Origin of the sequence: Sphingobacterium sp. G1-14, from assembly GCF_002196555.1 — a bacterium.
GTDB classification, from domain to species: domain Bacteria; phylum Bacteroidota; class Bacteroidia; order Sphingobacteriales; family Sphingobacteriaceae; genus Sphingobacterium; species Sphingobacterium siyangense.
Genome location: NZ_CP021381.1, coordinates 3,792,910 through 3,810,723 on the forward strand (window position 1 = coordinate 3,792,910; position 17,814 = coordinate 3,810,723).

At 36.2% G+C, this 17,814-nt stretch carries 18 protein-coding genes; 1 reads left to right on the top strand and 17 read right to left on the bottom strand.

The features are described from left to right. Nucleotides 1–8: 8 nt before the first annotated feature. The 17 genes from CBM24_RS16365 to CBM24_RS27765 all read right to left on the bottom strand — a co-directional run bounded on the left by CBM24_RS16365 (nt 9) and on the right by CBM24_RS27765 (nt 16,134). Nucleotides 9–893: a hypothetical protein gene (locus CBM24_RS16365; protein ID WP_034871425.1), complete on the bottom strand. Its 885-nt coding sequence runs from the start codon at nt 891–893 to the stop codon at nt 9–11. Nucleotides 894–991: 98 nt separating this feature from the next. Beyond that, nucleotides 992–2,812, bottom strand: coding sequence for a UvrD-helicase domain-containing protein (locus CBM24_RS16370; protein WP_070562257.1), 1,821 nt, complete (start codon nt 2,810–2,812; stop codon nt 992–994). Then, the gene (locus CBM24_RS16375; protein ID WP_034871426.1) at nt 2,812–4,740 is read right to left on the bottom strand and encodes an ATP-dependent nuclease; all 1,929 of its coding nucleotides are present in this window, start codon (nt 4,738–4,740) and stop codon (nt 2,812–2,814) included. Before CBM24_RS16375 ends, CBM24_RS16370 begins: the two co-directional genes overlap by 1 nt. A gap of 421 nt (nt 4,741–5,161) precedes the next feature. Then, nucleotides 5,162–5,971, bottom strand: a complete 810-nt coding sequence (locus CBM24_RS16385) for a PRTRC system ThiF family protein (protein WP_034871430.1) — start codon at nt 5,969–5,971, stop codon at nt 5,162–5,164. Then, complete coding sequence (locus CBM24_RS16390; protein WP_034871431.1) at nt 5,971–6,696, bottom strand: PRTRC system protein B; 726 nt, start codon at nt 6,694–6,696, stop codon at nt 5,971–5,973. The genes CBM24_RS16385 and CBM24_RS16390 overlap by 1 nt, the downstream gene beginning before the upstream one ends. A 10-nt stretch (nt 6,697–6,706) precedes the next feature. Continuing rightward, entirely contained in the window at nt 6,707–7,861 is a 1,155-nt protein-coding gene (locus CBM24_RS16395) for a hypothetical protein (protein ID WP_088161972.1), read from the bottom strand. A 17-nt stretch (nt 7,862–7,878) separates the two neighbouring features. Continuing rightward, a complete protein-coding gene (locus tag CBM24_RS16400) occupies nt 7,879–8,097 on the bottom strand; it encodes a PRTRC system protein C (RefSeq protein WP_019976352.1) in 219 nt (72 codons plus the stop codon). 18 nt (nt 8,098–8,115) lie between these two features. Continuing rightward, nucleotides 8,116–8,727, bottom strand: a complete 612-nt coding sequence (locus tag CBM24_RS16405) for a PRTRC system protein E (RefSeq protein WP_059344610.1) — start codon at nt 8,725–8,727, stop codon at nt 8,116–8,118. A 197-nt stretch (nt 8,728–8,924) separates the two neighbouring features. Beyond that, nucleotides 8,925–9,374, bottom strand: coding sequence for a hypothetical protein (locus CBM24_RS16415; RefSeq protein WP_088161973.1), 450 nt, complete (start codon nt 9,372–9,374; stop codon nt 8,925–8,927). Next, nucleotides 9,358–9,873: a hypothetical protein gene (locus CBM24_RS16420; protein ID WP_034871436.1), complete on the bottom strand. Its 516-nt coding sequence runs from the start codon at nt 9,871–9,873 to the stop codon at nt 9,358–9,360. The genes CBM24_RS16415 and CBM24_RS16420 overlap by 17 nt, the downstream gene beginning before the upstream one ends. A gap of 19 nt (nt 9,874–9,892) precedes the next feature. Continuing rightward, complete coding sequence (locus CBM24_RS27760) at nt 9,893–10,225, bottom strand: hypothetical protein (RefSeq protein WP_228445516.1); 333 nt, start codon at nt 10,223–10,225, stop codon at nt 9,893–9,895. Between the two features lie 103 nt (nt 10,226–10,328). Further along, a complete protein-coding gene (locus CBM24_RS16430; RefSeq protein WP_088161974.1) occupies nt 10,329–11,402 on the bottom strand; it encodes a DUF932 domain-containing protein in 1,074 nt (357 codons plus the stop codon). A gap of 43 nt (nt 11,403–11,445) precedes the next feature. After that, complete coding sequence (locus CBM24_RS16435; protein ID WP_034871542.1) at nt 11,446–11,838, bottom strand: single-stranded DNA-binding protein; 393 nt, start codon at nt 11,836–11,838, stop codon at nt 11,446–11,448. Nucleotides 11,839–12,384: 546 nt separating this feature from the next. Further along, complete coding sequence (locus CBM24_RS16440) at nt 12,385–13,635, bottom strand: site-specific integrase (protein WP_088161975.1); 1,251 nt, start codon at nt 13,633–13,635, stop codon at nt 12,385–12,387. 314 nt (nt 13,636–13,949) lie between these two features. After that, nucleotides 13,950–14,795 (bottom strand): GNAT family N-acetyltransferase, encoded by an 846-nt coding sequence (locus CBM24_RS16445; protein ID WP_088161976.1) that lies wholly within the window; start codon nt 14,793–14,795, stop codon nt 13,950–13,952. A 131-nt stretch (nt 14,796–14,926) separates the two neighbouring features. Then, a complete protein-coding gene (locus CBM24_RS16450; RefSeq protein ID WP_075993134.1) occupies nt 14,927–15,733 on the bottom strand; it encodes a hypothetical protein in 807 nt (268 codons plus the stop codon). Nucleotides 15,734–15,948: 215 nt separating this feature from the next. Next, the gene (locus tag CBM24_RS27765) at nt 15,949–16,134 is read right to left on the bottom strand and encodes a winged helix-turn-helix transcriptional regulator (protein WP_317042057.1); all 186 of its coding nucleotides are present in this window, start codon (nt 16,132–16,134) and stop codon (nt 15,949–15,951) included. Between the two features lie 605 nt (nt 16,135–16,739). Here CBM24_RS27765 and CBM24_RS16460 point away from each other — a divergent pair. After that, nucleotides 16,740–17,681, top strand: a complete 942-nt coding sequence (locus tag CBM24_RS16460) for a hypothetical protein (protein ID WP_088161977.1) — start codon at nt 16,740–16,742, stop codon at nt 17,679–17,681. The last annotated feature ends 133 nt before the right edge of the window (nt 17,682–17,814 follow it).

The window sequence follows — 17,814 nt, forward strand, 5'->3', positions numbered from 1 at the left end:
TATTATATTTAGTCAATCCCCAACCCTTTATGCATTTCATGCCATTCTTTTCCGAATTGTATACTTTTTAGTGCAGCTTTTCGCTTTTCTTCGGGCAAACAATCGATACAGGTTGGATACTGAAGTCCTTTATAATTCTGCTTACATTGAGGACATAGTTCCATCTTTTTGATATCAAGATTATAAGCGCATTTTCTGCACGCAGTTATTGCATCTTCAAAGGAAAGATATTTGATACAGTCATTTACATGAAGTAAAAAAGCTTCTTTCTCAATCTGCTCTGCATCCTTATTTTTAGCACGTTCTCTTTGTAACCAATATCGGATATTAGATAGATTGTTCTTATTTGCCCATTTATCCTTTGAAACAAAACATTTATCTTGAACCTCGTAAGCATCTTCATTTTCGTAAAATATAGAAATGAGTTCATTTGCCGTTCTGAAAATTGCTTCATCAAATTCATGCTTACAATCTGCACAGCGATATTTTGGAGTTTTCCTTACCCTTACGCTTGGATTTTTGTTATTGCAATTTGAACAAAGTGGAACGGGTTCATAATTATATTTTTTTAGCACATAATCTGTAAAATCAGACTTACTAACTTCTTGATTGCTATCTATGTAGTCTTTAGTATATCCTCTTATTAGTTCTCTTAAATAATCGGAATATTTTCTTGGATGAGAATTATGTTGTATAGTTAATGTATCAGTACTACTGCAAATTTCGCATTTATCTTTAATAAATTCTGACCTCCTTTCTTTCCAGTCTTTTGTATGCCAGGAGCGCTGTTCCTCTTTGGACCCATTCCAATACTGTGCTTTTGCAAGTTCCAACTGAATTTCGCTATTTACTAATTGGTCTCTTAGTTCTATAAGTTCGTTATAGGTTAGCATTTGCTTTTACTAATTTTTAAGCACCATTTTGGTGCATACTTTTTTTGTAAATATATTCTTTGACTATCCCTTTCACAATCTTTTCGAAACGTCAGCAGTTATATCAATTCTTCTTGTGTTACTATCTTTATGGCTTCACCAAATTTCTTTTTGAGATCAATATCTTTTATACTATCCGGAAATGCCATTGCTAATAGATATTTTGGTCTGGATAGGGCTACATATATTAATCTCCTCGTTTCATCAGGAAAAATATTTCCGCTGTTTGATATGTTTTCAAATAAGATGTTATCCTTATGCTTTCTTTCATTGAAGAAAACAAGAATTGAATCCAAGGTTTGACCTTTGACTTGGTGTATTGTTGTAATGGGAATATTAAAAGCAGAAAAAGACTTCTTGAAATGCTGGCTTACGGTTTCCAATAATGTAGTTTTTTCGAAGTATTTTGATTTTCTATTTCGTAAATTAAAGTCAACGTCATAATTAAGTTTCAATCTGTTTTTTAGAAAAAGCTGAGTTTCTGTTGTCCAGTCTTGTACAGTTTTGCTAAAATCAGGTAATTCATTTAAGATGGTAATCATTAAAGAATTAAAATGAGCATCAACACTCTTTTCTTTTTCAATTTCCTTTAGTATATGATAATCAGATGTATCAGTATAAATGAGCTGAATACTTATTGCTCGTATTTCTTTTATTGCATTTTTAATATCACCGCTGATGTAGAGATTTTTAGCATAAATGATATCTTTAGGTAGTTCTGTACCCCAAGGTCTTTGTTCTAGTTTTTTTCCCAGCAACGAATCTTTTAACGAATTTCCCCTAACTACAATACAGCTATTAAGGTGTTTCTTTGTTGAACAATAATCGTCATAATGTTTAATTATTAATTGGTGATTATTGCTTGAATATTTGTACACTATAACAGAGTTATTTTGCTCCTCACAGTCAACACTATTAATTGCTAAGTCGTCTGAACGTCTAACTTTAGAAAAAACATCAATGATACTTTGAGGCGAACGTCTATTGTCGGTCAAGTCATAAGATTGCCAAGTTTGATCGCTTTCATATTTTCTTAAGAATTCATCAGGTTTTGCGTCTCTCCATTCATACAGGCTTTGATAAGGGTCTCCAATTAATTCAATGTTTTTCAGGCCTTGGTTCACCAATTCCTCAAATATGGCGTGCTGTATTAAAGAATTGTCCTGAGCCTCATCAATTATAACAAAAGGGAATCTTAGACTAAGCCATTGGCAAATTTTGGGGTTATTTCTTAATAAATGTAGTGCAATATATGCAGAGTCTCCAGTTGATATAAGACCTTTTGTAAATTGTCTATTTTTTATTAGCTGACAATACTTATTAAAATTCTCTCTATCTACTTTATCCAGAGATGGTTGATTGCCATTTATTGAAAATGTACCATCAGGCTCAATTCTTATTTCGCTCGGAGGATATAAATGAAAAATACTGCGATTATTTTTTGCTTTATATTCTGCGTTATTCAAAGGTCGTAACAAACCATCTAGTGTCTTTCCATTTTTTACGTAGGTCGTTTTCCACATGTCATCTAAGATATTTGTATGATCAAGTATCTTTGGTCTATTGAAATCACGATTAAGCAAATTATAAAAAGGAAGTGTAATAAATTTATTTATAAAACTATCAATGGTTGATACGTGGTTAGGAAACTGAAGTGATTTACCGCTTAGCTTTCTATATGCTTCATTAATTTCGTCTTTAGCAGAATTAGTGAACGATAAACAAGCTACACCAGAATGACCTCCGATTTCTTTTGAAGTTTCTAAATTTAAAATCTTCTTCGCAATAGTGGTTGTTTTTCCACTACCTGGGCAGGCACTTAGAATAACTTTCCCCCTAGCTTGTAGATAAGCTAATCTTTCCTCATTTTCAAAATACATTATAATCCGTTTTTTAAATGAGTTAATGCATTTAATATATACTTTGGAACCATAAATGATGCTTTTGCATCTTCCAAATTATCCAGCAAATGAATTGAGAAGTCCTGTGCAAATTCAGCTTTAGCGGGAAAAGTTTTCCATAGGAGAATTGCAACTTTCCTTCTTTGCTCATCTGTCATTAAATCTGTAGCAAATGTCGCCATATAAGCAACAATTTTAATGATTTTAGCACTTTCTACAAGGTCTAAATATTGTACTAAAAAGTTGCTTTTAAAATTTCTCCTATCATCATTTATGTTATGCAATGCAATTTCGTATTCTAATGTTTTGAATGACTCAAAGATTTGAATGTTATCTGCATTATTCTTTACAGAATTCAAGTTTTTTATTCTCGATACTGCATTACCTTTTTGAATAGAATCATCTAACAGATCGAGAATAGTGGTATCATTTATCAAACTATCAAAACTATATTCAGTTTTTTTCGAATCTGTAAATCTATCATCATCTGTGATGATGGAAATAGGTTTGTTAATTCTCTCTAATAGATTTGAATGATTAAAAAGATAGAGGAATGGATAGAAAGATGTTCCTTTTACGTTAACAATTTCGGTTCTGTAATCCTCCAATTTATAGTCCTCCAAAAGAGTAAACGCTGAAATCAATAGTTCTTCTGAAATACCTTCAATGAACAAAATTGATTTTGCAAATAAAAGTTGAGATTTGGTCACGTCTATATATCTCTGAAGCTTCTTCATTCTATTTTCCAAATCAGGATCTAACAATTCCTTATTTTTGGTGGTATCTTCGATTAATTTTTCAGACTCTCTATTTTGAAATTGTTTATCAAGTTTTGTCGCTTTGCCACAATCCAAAAGGATAAGATTCTTTAGGGGGACTTTTGAAGTTAAAGTCGGTGAATGAGTAGTTATAAATAGCTGACTATTTTCGGTAGCATTTGCATTGTTGAGAAAGTTATAAAGGCTTAGTTGCAATTGGGGATGCAGATGAGATTCAGGCTCTTCAATTAATAAGGCGAAATGAGGAAGACCATTATCTTTAATTTGCTCTTTTATATCACCAAGAACTACTGCTATGTATATCAGATTGTTTAACCCTAAACTATTTTGCCATAAATGAAATCCTTCATCCGTTAGGGTTGATCTATCATGTGGAAGATAGGGTTTAATAGCATTAACAATATATTCTGTTTTTGCTTCTTCAATTCTAACCCCAATTTTATTATCAATAACTTTCTTAAAAATACTTTCGAGATTTGTATTCACCCCGTCTCTGGTATTTTTTACCTCATCACGGCTCAACAATTGAGAATTAGCATCTTTAATAATTTGTTCAATTTCAGACTCAGACTTTTCTCTCTTTACAAATCGTCTTATAACTTTTCCAAGAATATTATTCCGAGTGCTCAGTAGATCTTTAGTACTATCTCTCAATGCCCCTAAATAGTAATGTTGAAAAAGTTCAAATGTTTTATAATCGGCTTTTTGCCCATCAATATTTCCTGTATTATATGAGAAGTTCGGATATTTCCCATCTTTCTCTTCGTAAGAAATCGATATTTTAGCATAATCTTCTTCGATTTTATTAGGATCGATTACCATATATTCATAAAAAGCTCCTTTTTGCGCTGTAGATAGCCCTTTGAAAACATATGTTATAGTAATGAGTGAAGACTTTTGAATAGTTTTGATTCCTCCGTTCTCTACTGTTTTTTGATGAAAGTCATCAGATGAAACAGAAATCTCTCTGATAGGCTCTCCAATATTATATAACAGACGTATAGCGTCAATGATTGCTGATTTTCCACACCCATTTTCACCAATAATTATATTTAATTTGGGGTCAAATTCTGTTTCAATTGCTTCGATTCCTTTGTAATTCTCAACTTTTATATAGGATAAATACATTTGCTTTTCTTGGTTAGAAATAAATAAACAAAGCTATAATGGTATGTATAGAATCAATTAAATTGAAAATAAGTTTTACAATCTCGTTGAGCAACAAACAATACTTCAAGCCTTTGGCTAATTTATAAAAAAAATGGTATTGTATGATAAATTGCTTTCAAAGTATTATTTCTAATCAAGCGACGTTCTTTTGCTTCTTTTCTTTGGTCGCAGATGTGAAAAGAAAAGAAGTCATTTCCAAAAACAACAAATGGGATAATGAATATCCCATGAAAAGAATGTCGCAACCTGTTTGGTAAAATGTAGAGAAAGGGAACTGCATAGCGGTGCATTTTAGTAAAGTGGTTGCACCTTTTTAAATGCGAAAAGGCGGTTCCGACCAAAGGAAGGATGCGTCTTTTCGCCGCCCGACCTTTTGGGGTCAGGCGACTTTCAGGGGTTGGGTGTGGAAATTTTTCAGATTAATGAAAAATCCCCTGTTTTCGGTCATTCCGTAGCGAAACATATTCCACAACAGCGAACAACCCATTTGAGCCAATGTTGCATTGATATACAAATCCTGTTTTTCTAAAGCTTCTGCCAAACTGCAACTTGGCGTATCGTCCGTTTGTTCGGACTGGTTTAGCAGTTCTCCAAATTCATCTGTAACCATTGGCAGGCTTGCCACCGTTTCATACTTTTCAGAGTCGGGTTGTTTGATACTTCCGATGGTAGATAGTAACACTTGCCCTGTATGTTGGCTGTTTCCAAAATCCAACCAATATTTTGGTTCATCACGGTTGGCTCTGCGTTGTTTACTCATTGCTTTGAGCATTTCTGCAATATCAAACCTTGTCTTTACATTATCCACACAAGTAATATAAATCGTAGCTTTCGCATTTTCGGGCAGTCCTCCTAAAGAATTGCGTTCAAACTTTTGGGTTTCTGCTTTCCAATTTGTTCCCATAAACCGATTAACACGGTTTATGAGTGCTACCGATTTGTACAAGCCTGTTTCACTCGGTGCAAATCGCTGTCTGCCTAAATTGGCTTCCGTGATAATATCATCATCCCACAAACGAACATGCAATCCTGCGTGTCCCAATTCTGTTAAACTGTGGTTCATTTCCATTAAGGCGGTCAGCACCTTTGAACCTGTGCCACCTGCACCAATCAAATTGACTTCAATCGGGTTAGTAGGGCTTATCAAATAGTTGTCCGTAAAATGAACGGCTGTTTTTACTGTTTCCATTACAATAGATTTTTAAGGGTTTTGTTATACGGTTTCAATACTTCTTTCGGAAAGGGTTTATCTGTATTGATAAGGTCTTTCCAAACTTTTACGCAATCGCCTTTTATGGGATTGTGTTTGCCCAATAAGTGGCTGAAATAACTATTGAAAAAGTAGTGTTCCCAAGCCTGTATAAATTCTTCCACCGAAGCCGATTTTTTAATATCAACGCTTACTGTACCCATACAAACTTTACCATCTTCGTAAATATTGAAAAACGGAGCGTAATGCAGTTTAGTCTTATCGTTCGGTCTTCTGTCACTCGAAAGGGAATAAACGGCAAGACTGTTTTTGCTTGCTTTCCAAAGCATTGGCGGTACAAAGGCTTTACCATTGGGAATTTTCAGACCGTCCACAAAAAACAACTTTCTTTGCTGTGCTTTGGTGTACCAGATTACCGTGGCTTTTTCTGCACTCGGATTAAGGTGCAAAATGTTTGTCGGTAAAATTCCGTTTGGTTTTAAAAAGGCTTTGTCCTTGTCTTTTTCGGTGCGAAGTGACTTTGCCAATATATTTGCTTCTCTCACGGTCAATGGGTGGGCATTGATTGGATTTCCGTTTTTATCCATATCAAAATGCTCTACATACACATCGGTTGTCCGTTCTTTGGTTTCGTAGAATACCAAAGCCGATTTGGGGTGGTATAATGTCCCGAAGTCCTGTGTTATATCGTTAATCGTTTCCATATTCTTGTGTTTAACATTGGTGTAAAATATCGCTTAGGTTGTGTAATAATTGAAATAACCTCTTTTCAAAACAAAGATTGTTGGCGGTTATATCCCTGCCGTCAAACTGTTTTAGTATAATGGGTTCTTCCATTTGTCCGTATTCCTGTATATCGGTGTTTACGGATTCTATCAAGGTTTCATTCAGCCAACCTTTATGGTCTGCGTAAAATGAAATGTACTTTTCCATTCCGATAACATTTTCCATATCGTCTCCAGATGCTTCTCCATTGAGTTTGGCATTGCGGAGTACATTTTCATTCGGATAGGTTTTATACAGGGAAAAGGCTTCTTTTGCTACGGTTAAACATTCCTTGTCAAAAACATTTCTTACTTTGAACTTTTCAATACGCTGTTCAAATACGGTCAGATTGATACGGTTATAAATCCGTTGTTCAATAAAATCACCGATAAATTCGGCTTGTTTGATTTCTGATAAATAAACTTCGGTTTCTTCGGTATAATCGTCCTGTTCAACCCAATCGTTCATCATTTCGTACATCCAATAGAGATAGCTTGCTTCCTGCCTGTAATACGGAATGTCGGCTATATGATACAGATAAGCACAAACAGACAATAATAAATGTGCGTTGGATTTTCTCTTTTTATCGTGCAAAAGGCGGTACAATGGCGAAACAGGAATGTAAAAAAGTGTTGCTCCTGTATTGTAGCGTTCTTCACTTACGAAATAGGTTTTCTTACTGTCCTGTACCAAACGGATTTCTTCCCAATCCAAAACCTTGCTCTTTAACTTTTCCTCTACATCAGTCATAGCCAATGCCATATTATAGGGATAGTCAAATTGTTTGGTCTGTGCAGGTTCAATATTGTAATGTTCTGCCAATTTGGAAAGGGACTGAAAAAAATCCCTTTCCGTTTTGTCTGATTTACTGCAAGCCTGTACGGTTTTCGTTTCTTTCAGTTTAGGCAGAAACGAACATTTTAGAAAACCATTGGCAACATCGCTGTTGGTACTGATTTGCGTTTGTCTTTCCGTACTTCGTTTGCATCCTTTGGCTTTTGCATCCAATTGGCGAACTCGTTTAACTGGCGGTGCAATTGTCTTTGTCGTTGCTGTTCGGGTATTGTAATCGTTCCCGATAGGATATGTCTGTGCATAGTTCATCGCTTTAAAATTTTGGTTTACCCTTTCGTTCCCATTACGCTCTCAAATCTGTACTCGACTGCATCGTCCTTTATCTGCGGTGCAGATGCTTTTGCGGTAGTCAGTATGGGGTACATATTGGCGTAAAAATTCATTACCGCTTCCACGCTCCAACGTGGTTCGGGGTCGGTCAGTCTGATGTCCTGTCCTTTATCTTTGAGTATAAAAACTCTTTCCAATTGCGTTGCTAATAACATAATGCTCGTTTTTAATGGTTAATACTCTGTTTCTTCTTCGTCCGTTTCATCAATGGGATAGTCGGATATAACTTCTTCTGCTTGTGGCAGTTCGGGTGCTGTTTCCTCAATTGTTCCAAAAAGGCTCGGTGTGGCGAATTTGTCTGACAATGATGTTTTGCGTTTGCGTATCTCGTCCGCTTTTTCGGGAAATTCGGTTATCTCGGGAACTTTCATCCACGCTTCACGGAATTTGCCCTCTTTTTCGAGTTCGTCAGCCTTTGCCATTCCGTCTTTAAATTTTTTGTCTTTGGCTTCTTTTTCCTTTTTGGCTTTCTCGGTCTTTTCTTTTTCCATTGCCGATTGCTTTTTGACTTCCTCCATTTGTTTTAAGAATTTTTCCATATCCACCATTACGCCCGAAACGGTTTTAACAGGTGCTTTTATCTGCTCAAAAAATCCCTCGTCAAATTCCTGCGGAGTGGCGTTAAACGTTAAGGGGGGAATTAGATTTTTGGCACTATCTCCACATTGTTCGTTGTTGAGCAATACCGATACGATAAGGTTGTTTTCTGCTCCTTTGGAAATGTTGAGTTGCAGTACCCCTGTAAAGTCCAAAGCTTGTATCTGATTGAAAAAATTGGTATTCATCGTTCTGAAATTTTAATTGTTAACTATTCGTTTTTTGATTGCTGTGAGTTTCTCGTGTATGTCCACCCAATAGGCTTTTTGTCGTTTGTCAAACTCCGAGAAACTTTTGTCCTCGTGGCTGTACCCTGTATTTCTTTTGGCTATTTTGATAGCTTCTTTTAAGTCGGTTATTTCAATTTCACAACCGTTCAAATCGGTTATATACCGACCTCTGTAATTAATTGTGATAATGGAAATTCCTCTGACCAAAATTCTTCGCTCGTGTGCTTTCCGTAGGCTTTATACATTGCTGTTCCTGTCTTATATAGTACAAGCCTGTAACAGTCCAAGCGATTTTCGGGTACGGATAATGTTTGGAGTTCTTCTTTGTCAATATCCACGTATGCCATAGGCTTATTTTCAAGCCATTTGTATAAATCGGGGTTATCGTCTTCGTCAGCGGTATAAAAATCTACTGCCGTATCGTAATAGTTCAGTGATTGTAAAAAGTAATCTTCTTCAAACGGCTTAACCATTTCAAGCCTTTTTTGCTGCTCCTTTTTCCAATCTTCGGTAATGTGGACAATGGCAAAATTGCAATTGTCCCATTCGCTGTTGGTTCCTGCTTTGAGCAGTACGTATGCTGTTGGTTTATCTGATAATTTCATCGTTCTGAATGTTAGTGTTGGTAAATTGATTTTCGATTTTACGTTCCAATAAGGTTTCTAAAATTTCGTACTCGCTGTCGTAATCTTCGCCCTCAAAATGGTAGGTGTCAGTTTCTTCGTCAAACTCGAACTGTTCAAAATCTTCGTACTCCAAAAAAACATCTGTGAGTAGCTTGTCAGCAGATGTTGCCCTGCCACATACACAGTTACCCAATTCCAGATAGTCCTGTGTGAAATTCACGTTATAGTGTTCTGCTATCTTTTGTACTTCTACAATATTGGGCGACCATTTTGTTTCATATTGGAATACGCCTGTTACATCATCGTTTTGATAGATTTCAAAGAAATAACCACCGTTATGCTCCGAAACAAATTCGGGTAACTGTCCGCATTCTTCTTTCTGTTCCTTTTCAACCATTGATTTGAATAGCTGTTGTATCTGTTCGATTGCTTCGGGTTTGCCCTCGAAAACAACCGTATTACTGCACCAATTTGTCATAATCGTTTATTGTTTAAGGTTATGAATGTGATTTTTCAGCGGTATAAACGCCATTCACATAGTAGCCGAATGACTGCTCCCAAAGGCGTATTAAACCGTCCGTGTCTATGTAGAAATACTCTGTACGATTGCAGTAGATAATATGTACTGTTTCGTCCTTGTGCTTTTTTTTAAGGCTCTTGCCTTTAGCCAATTCTTTTGCTTCCTCTATGGTTTTTGCTTTCATATCCTGCTGTCTTGTATCGTTAAAAATTTCTACTATATCCACAATGGCACATTCGGGACAACCCTCTACGGTTGTTATCTGCTGTATTGCTCCCTGCTTTCCGCTTAGTGATATTACTCTTAGCATTGTTGTACCTGTGTCGTGCTTTAGCGTTGCTTCATATATCTCTATTGTCATAACTGTTGTTTATAGTAGGCTACCACCGATTAAGGCGGTAGCCTGTTGTTATTTAATTAAGGTTTAGGATTTCCGCACCGTCTGTTGCAAAGGCGGTACACAATTCAAATGCTTTCTGCGTTTTCTGTTGAGCCGTTCCACCTAATACAATGCTCTGCAACTTGGCTTCATCATCTTTGTAATTTCTTACGTTCTGATAGTAGCCTGTTACGGCATTATATGCCCCGAACAATGTACCTTTGGTCGTGTCCATTTGCTGTGTGTCGCTTATCATCGCATAGGTAAAAGCATTATCAACCACGTTTTTGAACACGGTGGAAATTTCATCTTCCGCACCTTTGTTGATTAGCTCTAAAGTTTCCTTGTTCGGGCAAAGTGCCAATTGGATTAGCTTTCTTACTTCTCGGTCTGATACTTTTACCTTTGTCCAATTGTTGAAAATGTTCTCTAATTGGTTACTCAACGTATTGGCAAGTCCCATAATCTTGTGAGCGTTCTCAATACGCTGTTTTGCTCCCGAAGTATGTTTGATACGGACTACATTGGTCATATTGCGTAACGAAGCGTTTAAGGTGTTTTGGCTCACGATACGGATAGGTGTAAACGCTGCGGTAATACTTCCGCTACCATCGTGCGAAGTGGTTAGGAAAATGTACTTTTCCGTAACATCATCGCCATTGCCCACTCGGATATAATCGGGTAGTTTGGCTGTGATAAAAATGCGTTCTCCGTTACCCAATGCTCCTGCGGTTTCGTAGAGAATACCCTCGCCACCACCTACAATGGCATCAAAGAAATTAAAGGCTTCACGGTTCTGTACAATGTGGTAATCCTTACCGACTACGCCCAAAACTGCATTGTTATCAGTGCGTATGTTGGCGAAATAGTTAGGTACTTCCAATTCGCTACTGCCTATCTCGATGCCGTTGGCTGTTTCGATAATACCCGAACCTTTGGTAAACAGTGGGGATTTTATGACTTCGTAATCTAACCCTGCGTGTCGGATAGCTTCCTCACTCGTTGGGTATTGCTCCACGATTTGCCCTAAACCGTGCCACGCTTTTTGCTGTACTGAAAAGAAACTGTGCTTTCCTGTTTGCTCGTTGAATTTGATATTATGTGCCATTTTGATAAAATTTTGATGTTAAAAAATGATTGAATGTTCTTGATTAAAATGGGAGGTCGTCCTCTGTTCCCTGTGCTGTAAATCCGTTGTTTTCAGATTGTGCAGTAGCCTGTGCGGTTTCGGTTCTTTTGATACCTCCGTGAAACTTGATGTTTGAGGTATGGAAATTCAGACCTGCTTTCGGCTCTCCGTCTTTGCCTGTCCACGCTCTTGTGCTTACCCTGCCTGTGAGTTCTACCAAAGTGCCTTTGGTCAGTAGTGATGCTACCTTTGCAGACAGCCAATAGGCACAGTCGAAGTAGGTTGTTTGCTCAATGCGTTCGCCCTGTTTGTTCTTGTAGCTTTCGTTGGTCGCTACTGAAAAGTTTACTACTTGTTTGTCCTGTGACGTTGTGCGTACTTCCGCATCCCTTGTCAGTCTTCCGATGATGTTCATAATCGTTCCTGTTTTAAAAGTTTTACATTTTGTTACGTTCGCTTTTCTCGTTTCCTGCTTCCTGTTGTGGTTTGCTCCGCTTCGCTTCGCATAATTTTTTCCAAAAGAAAAACCGGAAAAAAGAAAGCAGACTATCAAGGCGGTCAAGAGGAAAAGCCAAAAGGAAACGGAATAATTGGAGGGTACCTTTAGGGAGGAAACCGTTTATGCCGTAGTCTTTTGGCTGGGATTGAGCTTGGGGTGACCGCCGTACTTTGGCTGCCTTTTTACCGGTTGATTATGGAAATATTCTGTCCTAAATTTTTGTTGTAATTGACCAGGCTATTAAAGCCTATAAGAGAGATTTGAAAAATGAAACTGAAAGGGAATGGATAAGGAGTTAGTTTTTCAATTTTCTATTTAGAAAACAGCCTTAAAAAGCTCTTTTATGAGAGAGGGAAACAAAACGCAGGGAGATAAATGTGCTTTGGCTGTAAAAAAGTACGGGCATAAAAAAAGCAGAACCTATAAAGTTCTGCTCTGTTAAAAGGAAGTGTAATAATCTAATCAGACGATTGCTAAAAATGCTTCTTCCATTTCTTGAAATTTCGGAGCCACCAAATCCATATCCTTACTGATTTTCTGGCTGGTTATTTTAGCATAAATCTGTGTGGTGGAAATGTTTTTGTGTCCCATCATTTTACTAAGGCTTTCAAGCGGTACGCCTTCGGTTAAGAACATCGTACCAAAAGTGTGTCTTGCCGTATGAAAGGTTACTTTCTGTTCTGTAATGATCTCCGCTGTTTCAATCAATTTACTGACGTGATTGTTACAGGTTACATTTGTAGGAACCGGGAAGATAATTTCGTTCCTCGTCGTACCTTGATATTTTTCAATGATACGTTTTGGGATTTCCATCAACCTAACATTGGACGCAATATCCGATTTCTTTCTCCTGCTGATGATCCATTGATGACCATCAAAGAATGATTGGATATTATTCCGAGTTAATTTCTTAATGTCTGCATAAGCAAGTCCGGTGAAACAACTAAAGATAAAGAGATCTTTTACAAGCTCATATCTTGGGTGTGACGGTACGCATTTCATCAGCTTCTCAACATCTTCTTTCAAAATGTAACCTCTGTCGGTTTCCTGCATATTTATCTCATAATCCTGAAAGGGATTATCACGTATCAAGCCTTTTTTGATAGCCAATTCAGCGAGACTTAACACCGGCATCGTGTAAACCCAAACTGTATTGTGAGAAGACTGTAAATCGTATCGGAGATAAAAATCAAATTCCCTGATAAACTCGGCAGTCAATTCCCGGAATGCCATATCATCACGATGATAACGTTCTTTAATAAAATTGGTAAGATGGTTGTAAACCGTGATATACTTGTTGTAAGTGCTTTGTGAACGTTCTTCTTTTTCGACCAATCTTTTAAAATCTTCGTTTTGATCGTTGAATACTTTTAGTATTGCATCATCCATCACACCGACACCAAGAAAAGAAAGCTTTACTTTCTGTGCGGTGGCAAAACCTTCATGTTTCTGCATGTCTTCGTATATCTTGTCGATACGACCACGTATGTTATCCAGTTTCTGGTTAATATTCAATGCAACGGCACTTTTACCCTCAACTCTTCCGTGTTTTAAATTCCAATTATTAGGGTTTATTTCTAACTTTGTCCCCAAAGTTTTCGGTGTTCCGTCAATGGTAATACGTGCCATAATTGGTGCGTTACCATTCTTTTTCAGTTCGTTCTTTTTCAAATAGAAAAGCAGTTTGAACATCGATTTTTTTGTCTGCTCCATAACTCAAATGTTTAATGTTTAAAATTAACTTTCATTGAGTTACAAGGAAATGTAAAAAGAGGTGCAAAAGACTGAAATATAACAAGTTAATATATATCATTACCTTTATCAATCGGTAACGAATTAGTAACCTAACCTTGTCATTTTAAGCCCAAAACTTATCAGACACAGAGTTCCAAACTACGACTACTATTTTATAAAACATTGTATAGCAAAGGTTTTAATCGTTTTGCTTACTTTTGCTTTTTACTAATCTTTTTTAAACAAAAAAGAAAATGGGATCGTGAGAAAAGAAAAAAGGAATCGGAAATTTGTCACAGCCTTTTGATCATTTCATATTGCTTTCCAACTGGTTCAATATTCACGGATTTCAGAAAAGCTGTCATAGATTCACAGCTAATGTCTGTATTGATAATTTTTATAGCGTCAGTTTGCATAGTCTCTATTATATGCTGAAGCAATAGGGTACCAGCACCTTTTCTTCTGTGTTCTTTATTTACCGCCAGTTGTGTAATATCTCCTGATCCTGGCTCAAATACGCAATATCCAATCAGCTTATCCTCTGAAAAAACGCCTGTGCAAATAAAATTGTCGAAAGACCTACGAATTGATTCAATGCTATTTTGCCAGGATGGTTTAAAATCCCAAAAAGTTTCAATTTCAGTATATTCAAAAATATCTATTGGTTTTATATTAAAGGTTGAACTTTTGGCCAATAAAGTAATTGCCTCAATCTTTTGCTTAAAATAAAAGAACTTTCGGACCACAGTAAAGCCGATCTTTTTATAAACCGATACGGCACTTTTATTATGCTGCAGTACTTCCAGCAGATAATTATGGACTCCAGCCTTCTTCAGATAGGGAATCGAATAATTAAATACCGATGTGGCAAGTCCTTGTCCCTGATAATTTTTAAGAGTACCTGTCCCCGTATCATAAGCCGTTAAAACCTCATCGAAATCACCGATCCCGTTAAAGGTGAAAGATACGATAGCATCACCGTCAAAAACCCCAAAGGAAAGATCAGGCCTAAAACCGCGCCTCTTGAGCATAGCCAAGAGCTGACTTTTATCCAATTGCATTTCATATTCGGCAAAAGCTCTCTGAAATGCATAAAACAAAATTTCAGGATCTATTTTTTCCAGGGATCTAATTTCCATAATCAAAGTGGCCGACGGTAAAAATTGAAATGAAATATAAGACAATTTTTACAAACAGCTGCTTTTTAAGTAGAAATCTCCAAGCAGAAACCAGTTTAGACATTCTAAATTAATCCTGTAGTACGCAAACTTTACCTGTTTTCATAATAATCTGTACGACGGTAATAATGAATGGTCGAATTAGATTTTTTCATCCTATTATTGTAGTCTTTTCTAAACAAAAACGCGATGATTACAATGAATAAGAATAGTAATAAATAGACAAACAATATATCGTACAGCCAAGATCCCTGCAGATAAAAAGAATCGTCTGCAAGGCAAAACTTCTGCTGTTCAGTATTTTGTGGATTGTAAAACAATATGTATTCCTTATTAGTTATTATTCCATTTGCTCTATCCAGCAGTTCGGTTCGCATCTGCTCAAAACGTCGCTGGCTCACAATAGGTAAAAATGCATACTGCTTTTCCGCCTTATCTAATTTCCGCAAGTATAGCTGTCCATTGGCAGTATATCGGTATTCGACATTTAAATAGGCGTATTTTGTCTTGCCTCTATGTATTTTAGATTCGAAGTTTATGATAGCGGGCGCTGTTGCAATCCAGCTCGGATGCGTCCGCGCAAACTCTTTACGCTCCAAAGATGGACTTACAGAAAAAACGGAAATTATTAAAACATACACTGCTGCCAACAGAACAACAAACGCTATGCGATTGCCACTTCGCATTGTTATGCGCTTTCCATTCACATTATAGCGGACTTCATCCCGACCATCTCCTTTACCTAATTTGCTAAGGATTATTTTTTGCAAAGGGAAATAAAGCAGAGAAGAGCATACCAGCGCGTAAACAAAATAACGGTAACTGTTGCCCCAGAAAACGATGACAAAGATGAAGGCAGCAGCCACAGACCATTGAAGAAATTTGCCAATTGATTTCATAACCCTTTGTTCAGATGTAAGCACTAAGCATAGCAATAACTTTTTTAGTTTATTCCGTTGCAGCTCTCTATTATTCCAAAATAAAAATAAGGTATTCGACAATACCCATGGCCCTCTATTTAAAATCCGTGAGCAGAAAATTACGATTCGCTGAACAGTGGTAAATTTTGCATACCCACCTATTCTGAAAAAGGCGACTATCCTCACCCTTTTTATCATTCTGAAATTCTTTTTAAAATTACTCTTCTCAGTCTATCTTCATTCTGGTCTCCCCAATATCCAAGTGCGGAAATTACTGGGATCAGCGTCATTCCAAAATCTGTGAGTGAATATTCTACTTTTGGTGGTACAACAGGATAAATTTTCTTGCTGATAAGTTCATGGTCTTCCAGTTCTTTCAGCTGGGTATTTAAAACCGTCTAGAGGCATCTGGTATTTTATGCTGCAATTCACTGGGGCTTTTATGCCCCTTTAAATTGACAATGGCCTAAGAACTTATAATAAAACTTAAGTATACCTCATTTTATCGCATAATATATCGTCCTATATAAGACTCATATCGTCCTGAAAGGTCTAAATCAAAATATTTCTGTCCGTAAATCATGCATGAGAAGCAAGACAGTCTAATAATTAGTATCATCAAAAAAATAGTATTTATTGATTTTTTCACAGAGAACTGTTGCATTAAGATACAAATTAGTTATGTAAATTAGCTACTTAGTTATATAGAAATACAATGGGAATTTCCTGGGTTCGTAAGCTATTATTTATGTGTATTGTATCGATAAGTATGTTATCACAGAACAACATATGAAATTGAATAACATCCTTTTTAACGAATTTTAAACGATAGTCAGCGAATTGTAAACGGTTTACACTGCAAAAATTGATATTTTTACATTTGACAATTACCAATACTTCTTAAGCAATACGGCTAGTATATCGGAAAGCTGTTGAATAGCGTTGGCCGAAATATTAAACCAACACGCTCCAACAAAATTGACTTATGAAAAAATATATGTTATCAATTATTGTTTTACTGACTTTAGCCTCTTGTAAAGGACAAGAAAGTAAGACAGAAATTTTGGATAAACTAAAATATAATGCGGACAAGAGCAACTATGGTATCCAACCGACGTTTTATTATCCTACTGAAATCTCAATAAATGATTATCCTGTAGTCAAAGGGCTTGAATTCTTTGGAAACACAATTCCAAACTTTATTGACATTGCGATCAACAAAAATGGCGAACAAGAGTTAAAAATACTAATTGACTTATCCAATTATAAAAAGCAAGGAAATCCGATTTTAAAAATTCTATTAGTCAGGTCAGCCCAAGGAATATCAATCATTTCCAATGAATCAGATTTTCCCAAAGAAAATATTTTAGTAAATTATGAATTATCAGATGATGATATTACTCAAGAAAACATTAAAAGTGGTTACTTCTTGAAAACGATAAAGTTTAATGCCAAAATTCCTGTCGAACTATCTTCCTTAAATAAATCAGTTCAATTAAAGAATTCAACAGAACTACTTGACAACCTGTATAGTGCTCTTACCAACCTGACGAAAGATTTAAATGATAAAAATAGCAATAACGTTTTGGAAATTATCCAAAACGCAGAATTTGAGGTGGCACAATTACGAGGGATGAAAAAAGAATGGATATTAAAAGAAAGAGAAGCTCTTCTATCAAATACTTTTACATTGCTACCAAAGGATAGTTGCGACGTCAAAATTTATGGAAACGGAACAATGGCAACTCTTGTGAAAAAGAATTCAGAAATAATCAAACAATCGGCAATAACTTCAAAATTTACCAAAGGTTTCCCTAGCGGTAAAGTTGTTCAATTTTATAACTTTTATTACAACATACCGAAAGGAAAGGAAGAATTAGAATTAATAAGATTTGACGGTTATGCAATAACAAAATACAAAAAATAATAAACGCTATCGGCAGAAAAGCTGTTGTTTCAGGCTAGCTAAAGTGGAATCGCATGATCTCAATAGGTGAAATCTCCAATATCAGCTATCTCGTAGAAACATGATGAAAGCCATCAAATATTACTGACTGATT

What these genes read in the sequence shown, in the direction of transcription:
- CBM24_RS16365 (WP_034871425.1), bottom strand. Translation starts at nt 893, where the DNA reads ATGCTAACCTATAACGAACTTATAGAACTAAGAGACCAATTAGTAAAT.
- CBM24_RS16370 (WP_070562257.1), bottom strand. Translation starts at nt 2,812, where the DNA reads ATGTATTTTGAAAATGAGGAAAGATTAGCTTATCTACAAGCTAGGGGG.
- CBM24_RS16375 (WP_034871426.1), bottom strand. Translation starts at nt 4,740, where the DNA reads ATGTATTTATCCTATATAAAAGTTGAGAATTACAAAGGAATCGAAGCA.
- CBM24_RS16385 (WP_034871430.1), bottom strand. Translation starts at nt 5,971, where the DNA reads ATGGAAACAGTAAAAACAGCCGTTCATTTTACGGACAACTATTTGATA.
- CBM24_RS16390 (WP_034871431.1), bottom strand. Translation starts at nt 6,696, where the DNA reads ATGGAAACGATTAACGATATAACACAGGACTTCGGGACATTATACCAC.
- CBM24_RS16395 (WP_088161972.1), bottom strand. Translation starts at nt 7,861, where the DNA reads ATGAACTATGCACAGACATATCCTATCGGGAACGATTACAATACCCGA.
- CBM24_RS16400 (WP_019976352.1), bottom strand. Translation starts at nt 8,097, where the DNA reads ATGTTATTAGCAACGCAATTGGAAAGAGTTTTTATACTCAAAGATAAA.
- CBM24_RS16405 (WP_059344610.1), bottom strand. Translation starts at nt 8,727, where the DNA reads ATGAATACCAATTTTTTCAATCAGATACAAGCTTTGGACTTTACAGGG.
- CBM24_RS16415 (WP_088161973.1), bottom strand. Translation starts at nt 9,374, where the DNA reads ATGAAATTATCAGATAAACCAACAGCATACGTACTGCTCAAAGCAGGA.
- CBM24_RS16420 (WP_034871436.1), bottom strand. Translation starts at nt 9,873, where the DNA reads ATGACAAATTGGTGCAGTAATACGGTTGTTTTCGAGGGCAAACCCGAA.
- CBM24_RS27760 (WP_228445516.1), bottom strand. Translation starts at nt 10,225, where the DNA reads ATGCTAAGAGTAATATCACTAAGCGGAAAGCAGGGAGCAATACAGCAG.
- CBM24_RS16430 (WP_088161974.1), bottom strand. Translation starts at nt 11,402, where the DNA reads ATGGCACATAATATCAAATTCAACGAGCAAACAGGAAAGCACAGTTTC.
- CBM24_RS16435 (WP_034871542.1), bottom strand. Translation starts at nt 11,838, where the DNA reads ATGAACATCATCGGAAGACTGACAAGGGATGCGGAAGTACGCACAACG.
- CBM24_RS16440 (WP_088161975.1), bottom strand. Translation starts at nt 13,635, where the DNA reads ATGGAGCAGACAAAAAAATCGATGTTCAAACTGCTTTTCTATTTGAAA.
- CBM24_RS16445 (WP_088161976.1), bottom strand. Translation starts at nt 14,795, where the DNA reads ATGGAAATTAGATCCCTGGAAAAAATAGATCCTGAAATTTTGTTTTAT.
- CBM24_RS16450 (WP_075993134.1), bottom strand. Translation starts at nt 15,733, where the DNA reads ATGAAATCAATTGGCAAATTTCTTCAATGGTCTGTGGCTGCTGCCTTC.
- CBM24_RS16460 (WP_088161977.1), top strand. Translation starts at nt 16,740, where the DNA reads ATGAAAAAATATATGTTATCAATTATTGTTTTACTGACTTTAGCCTCT.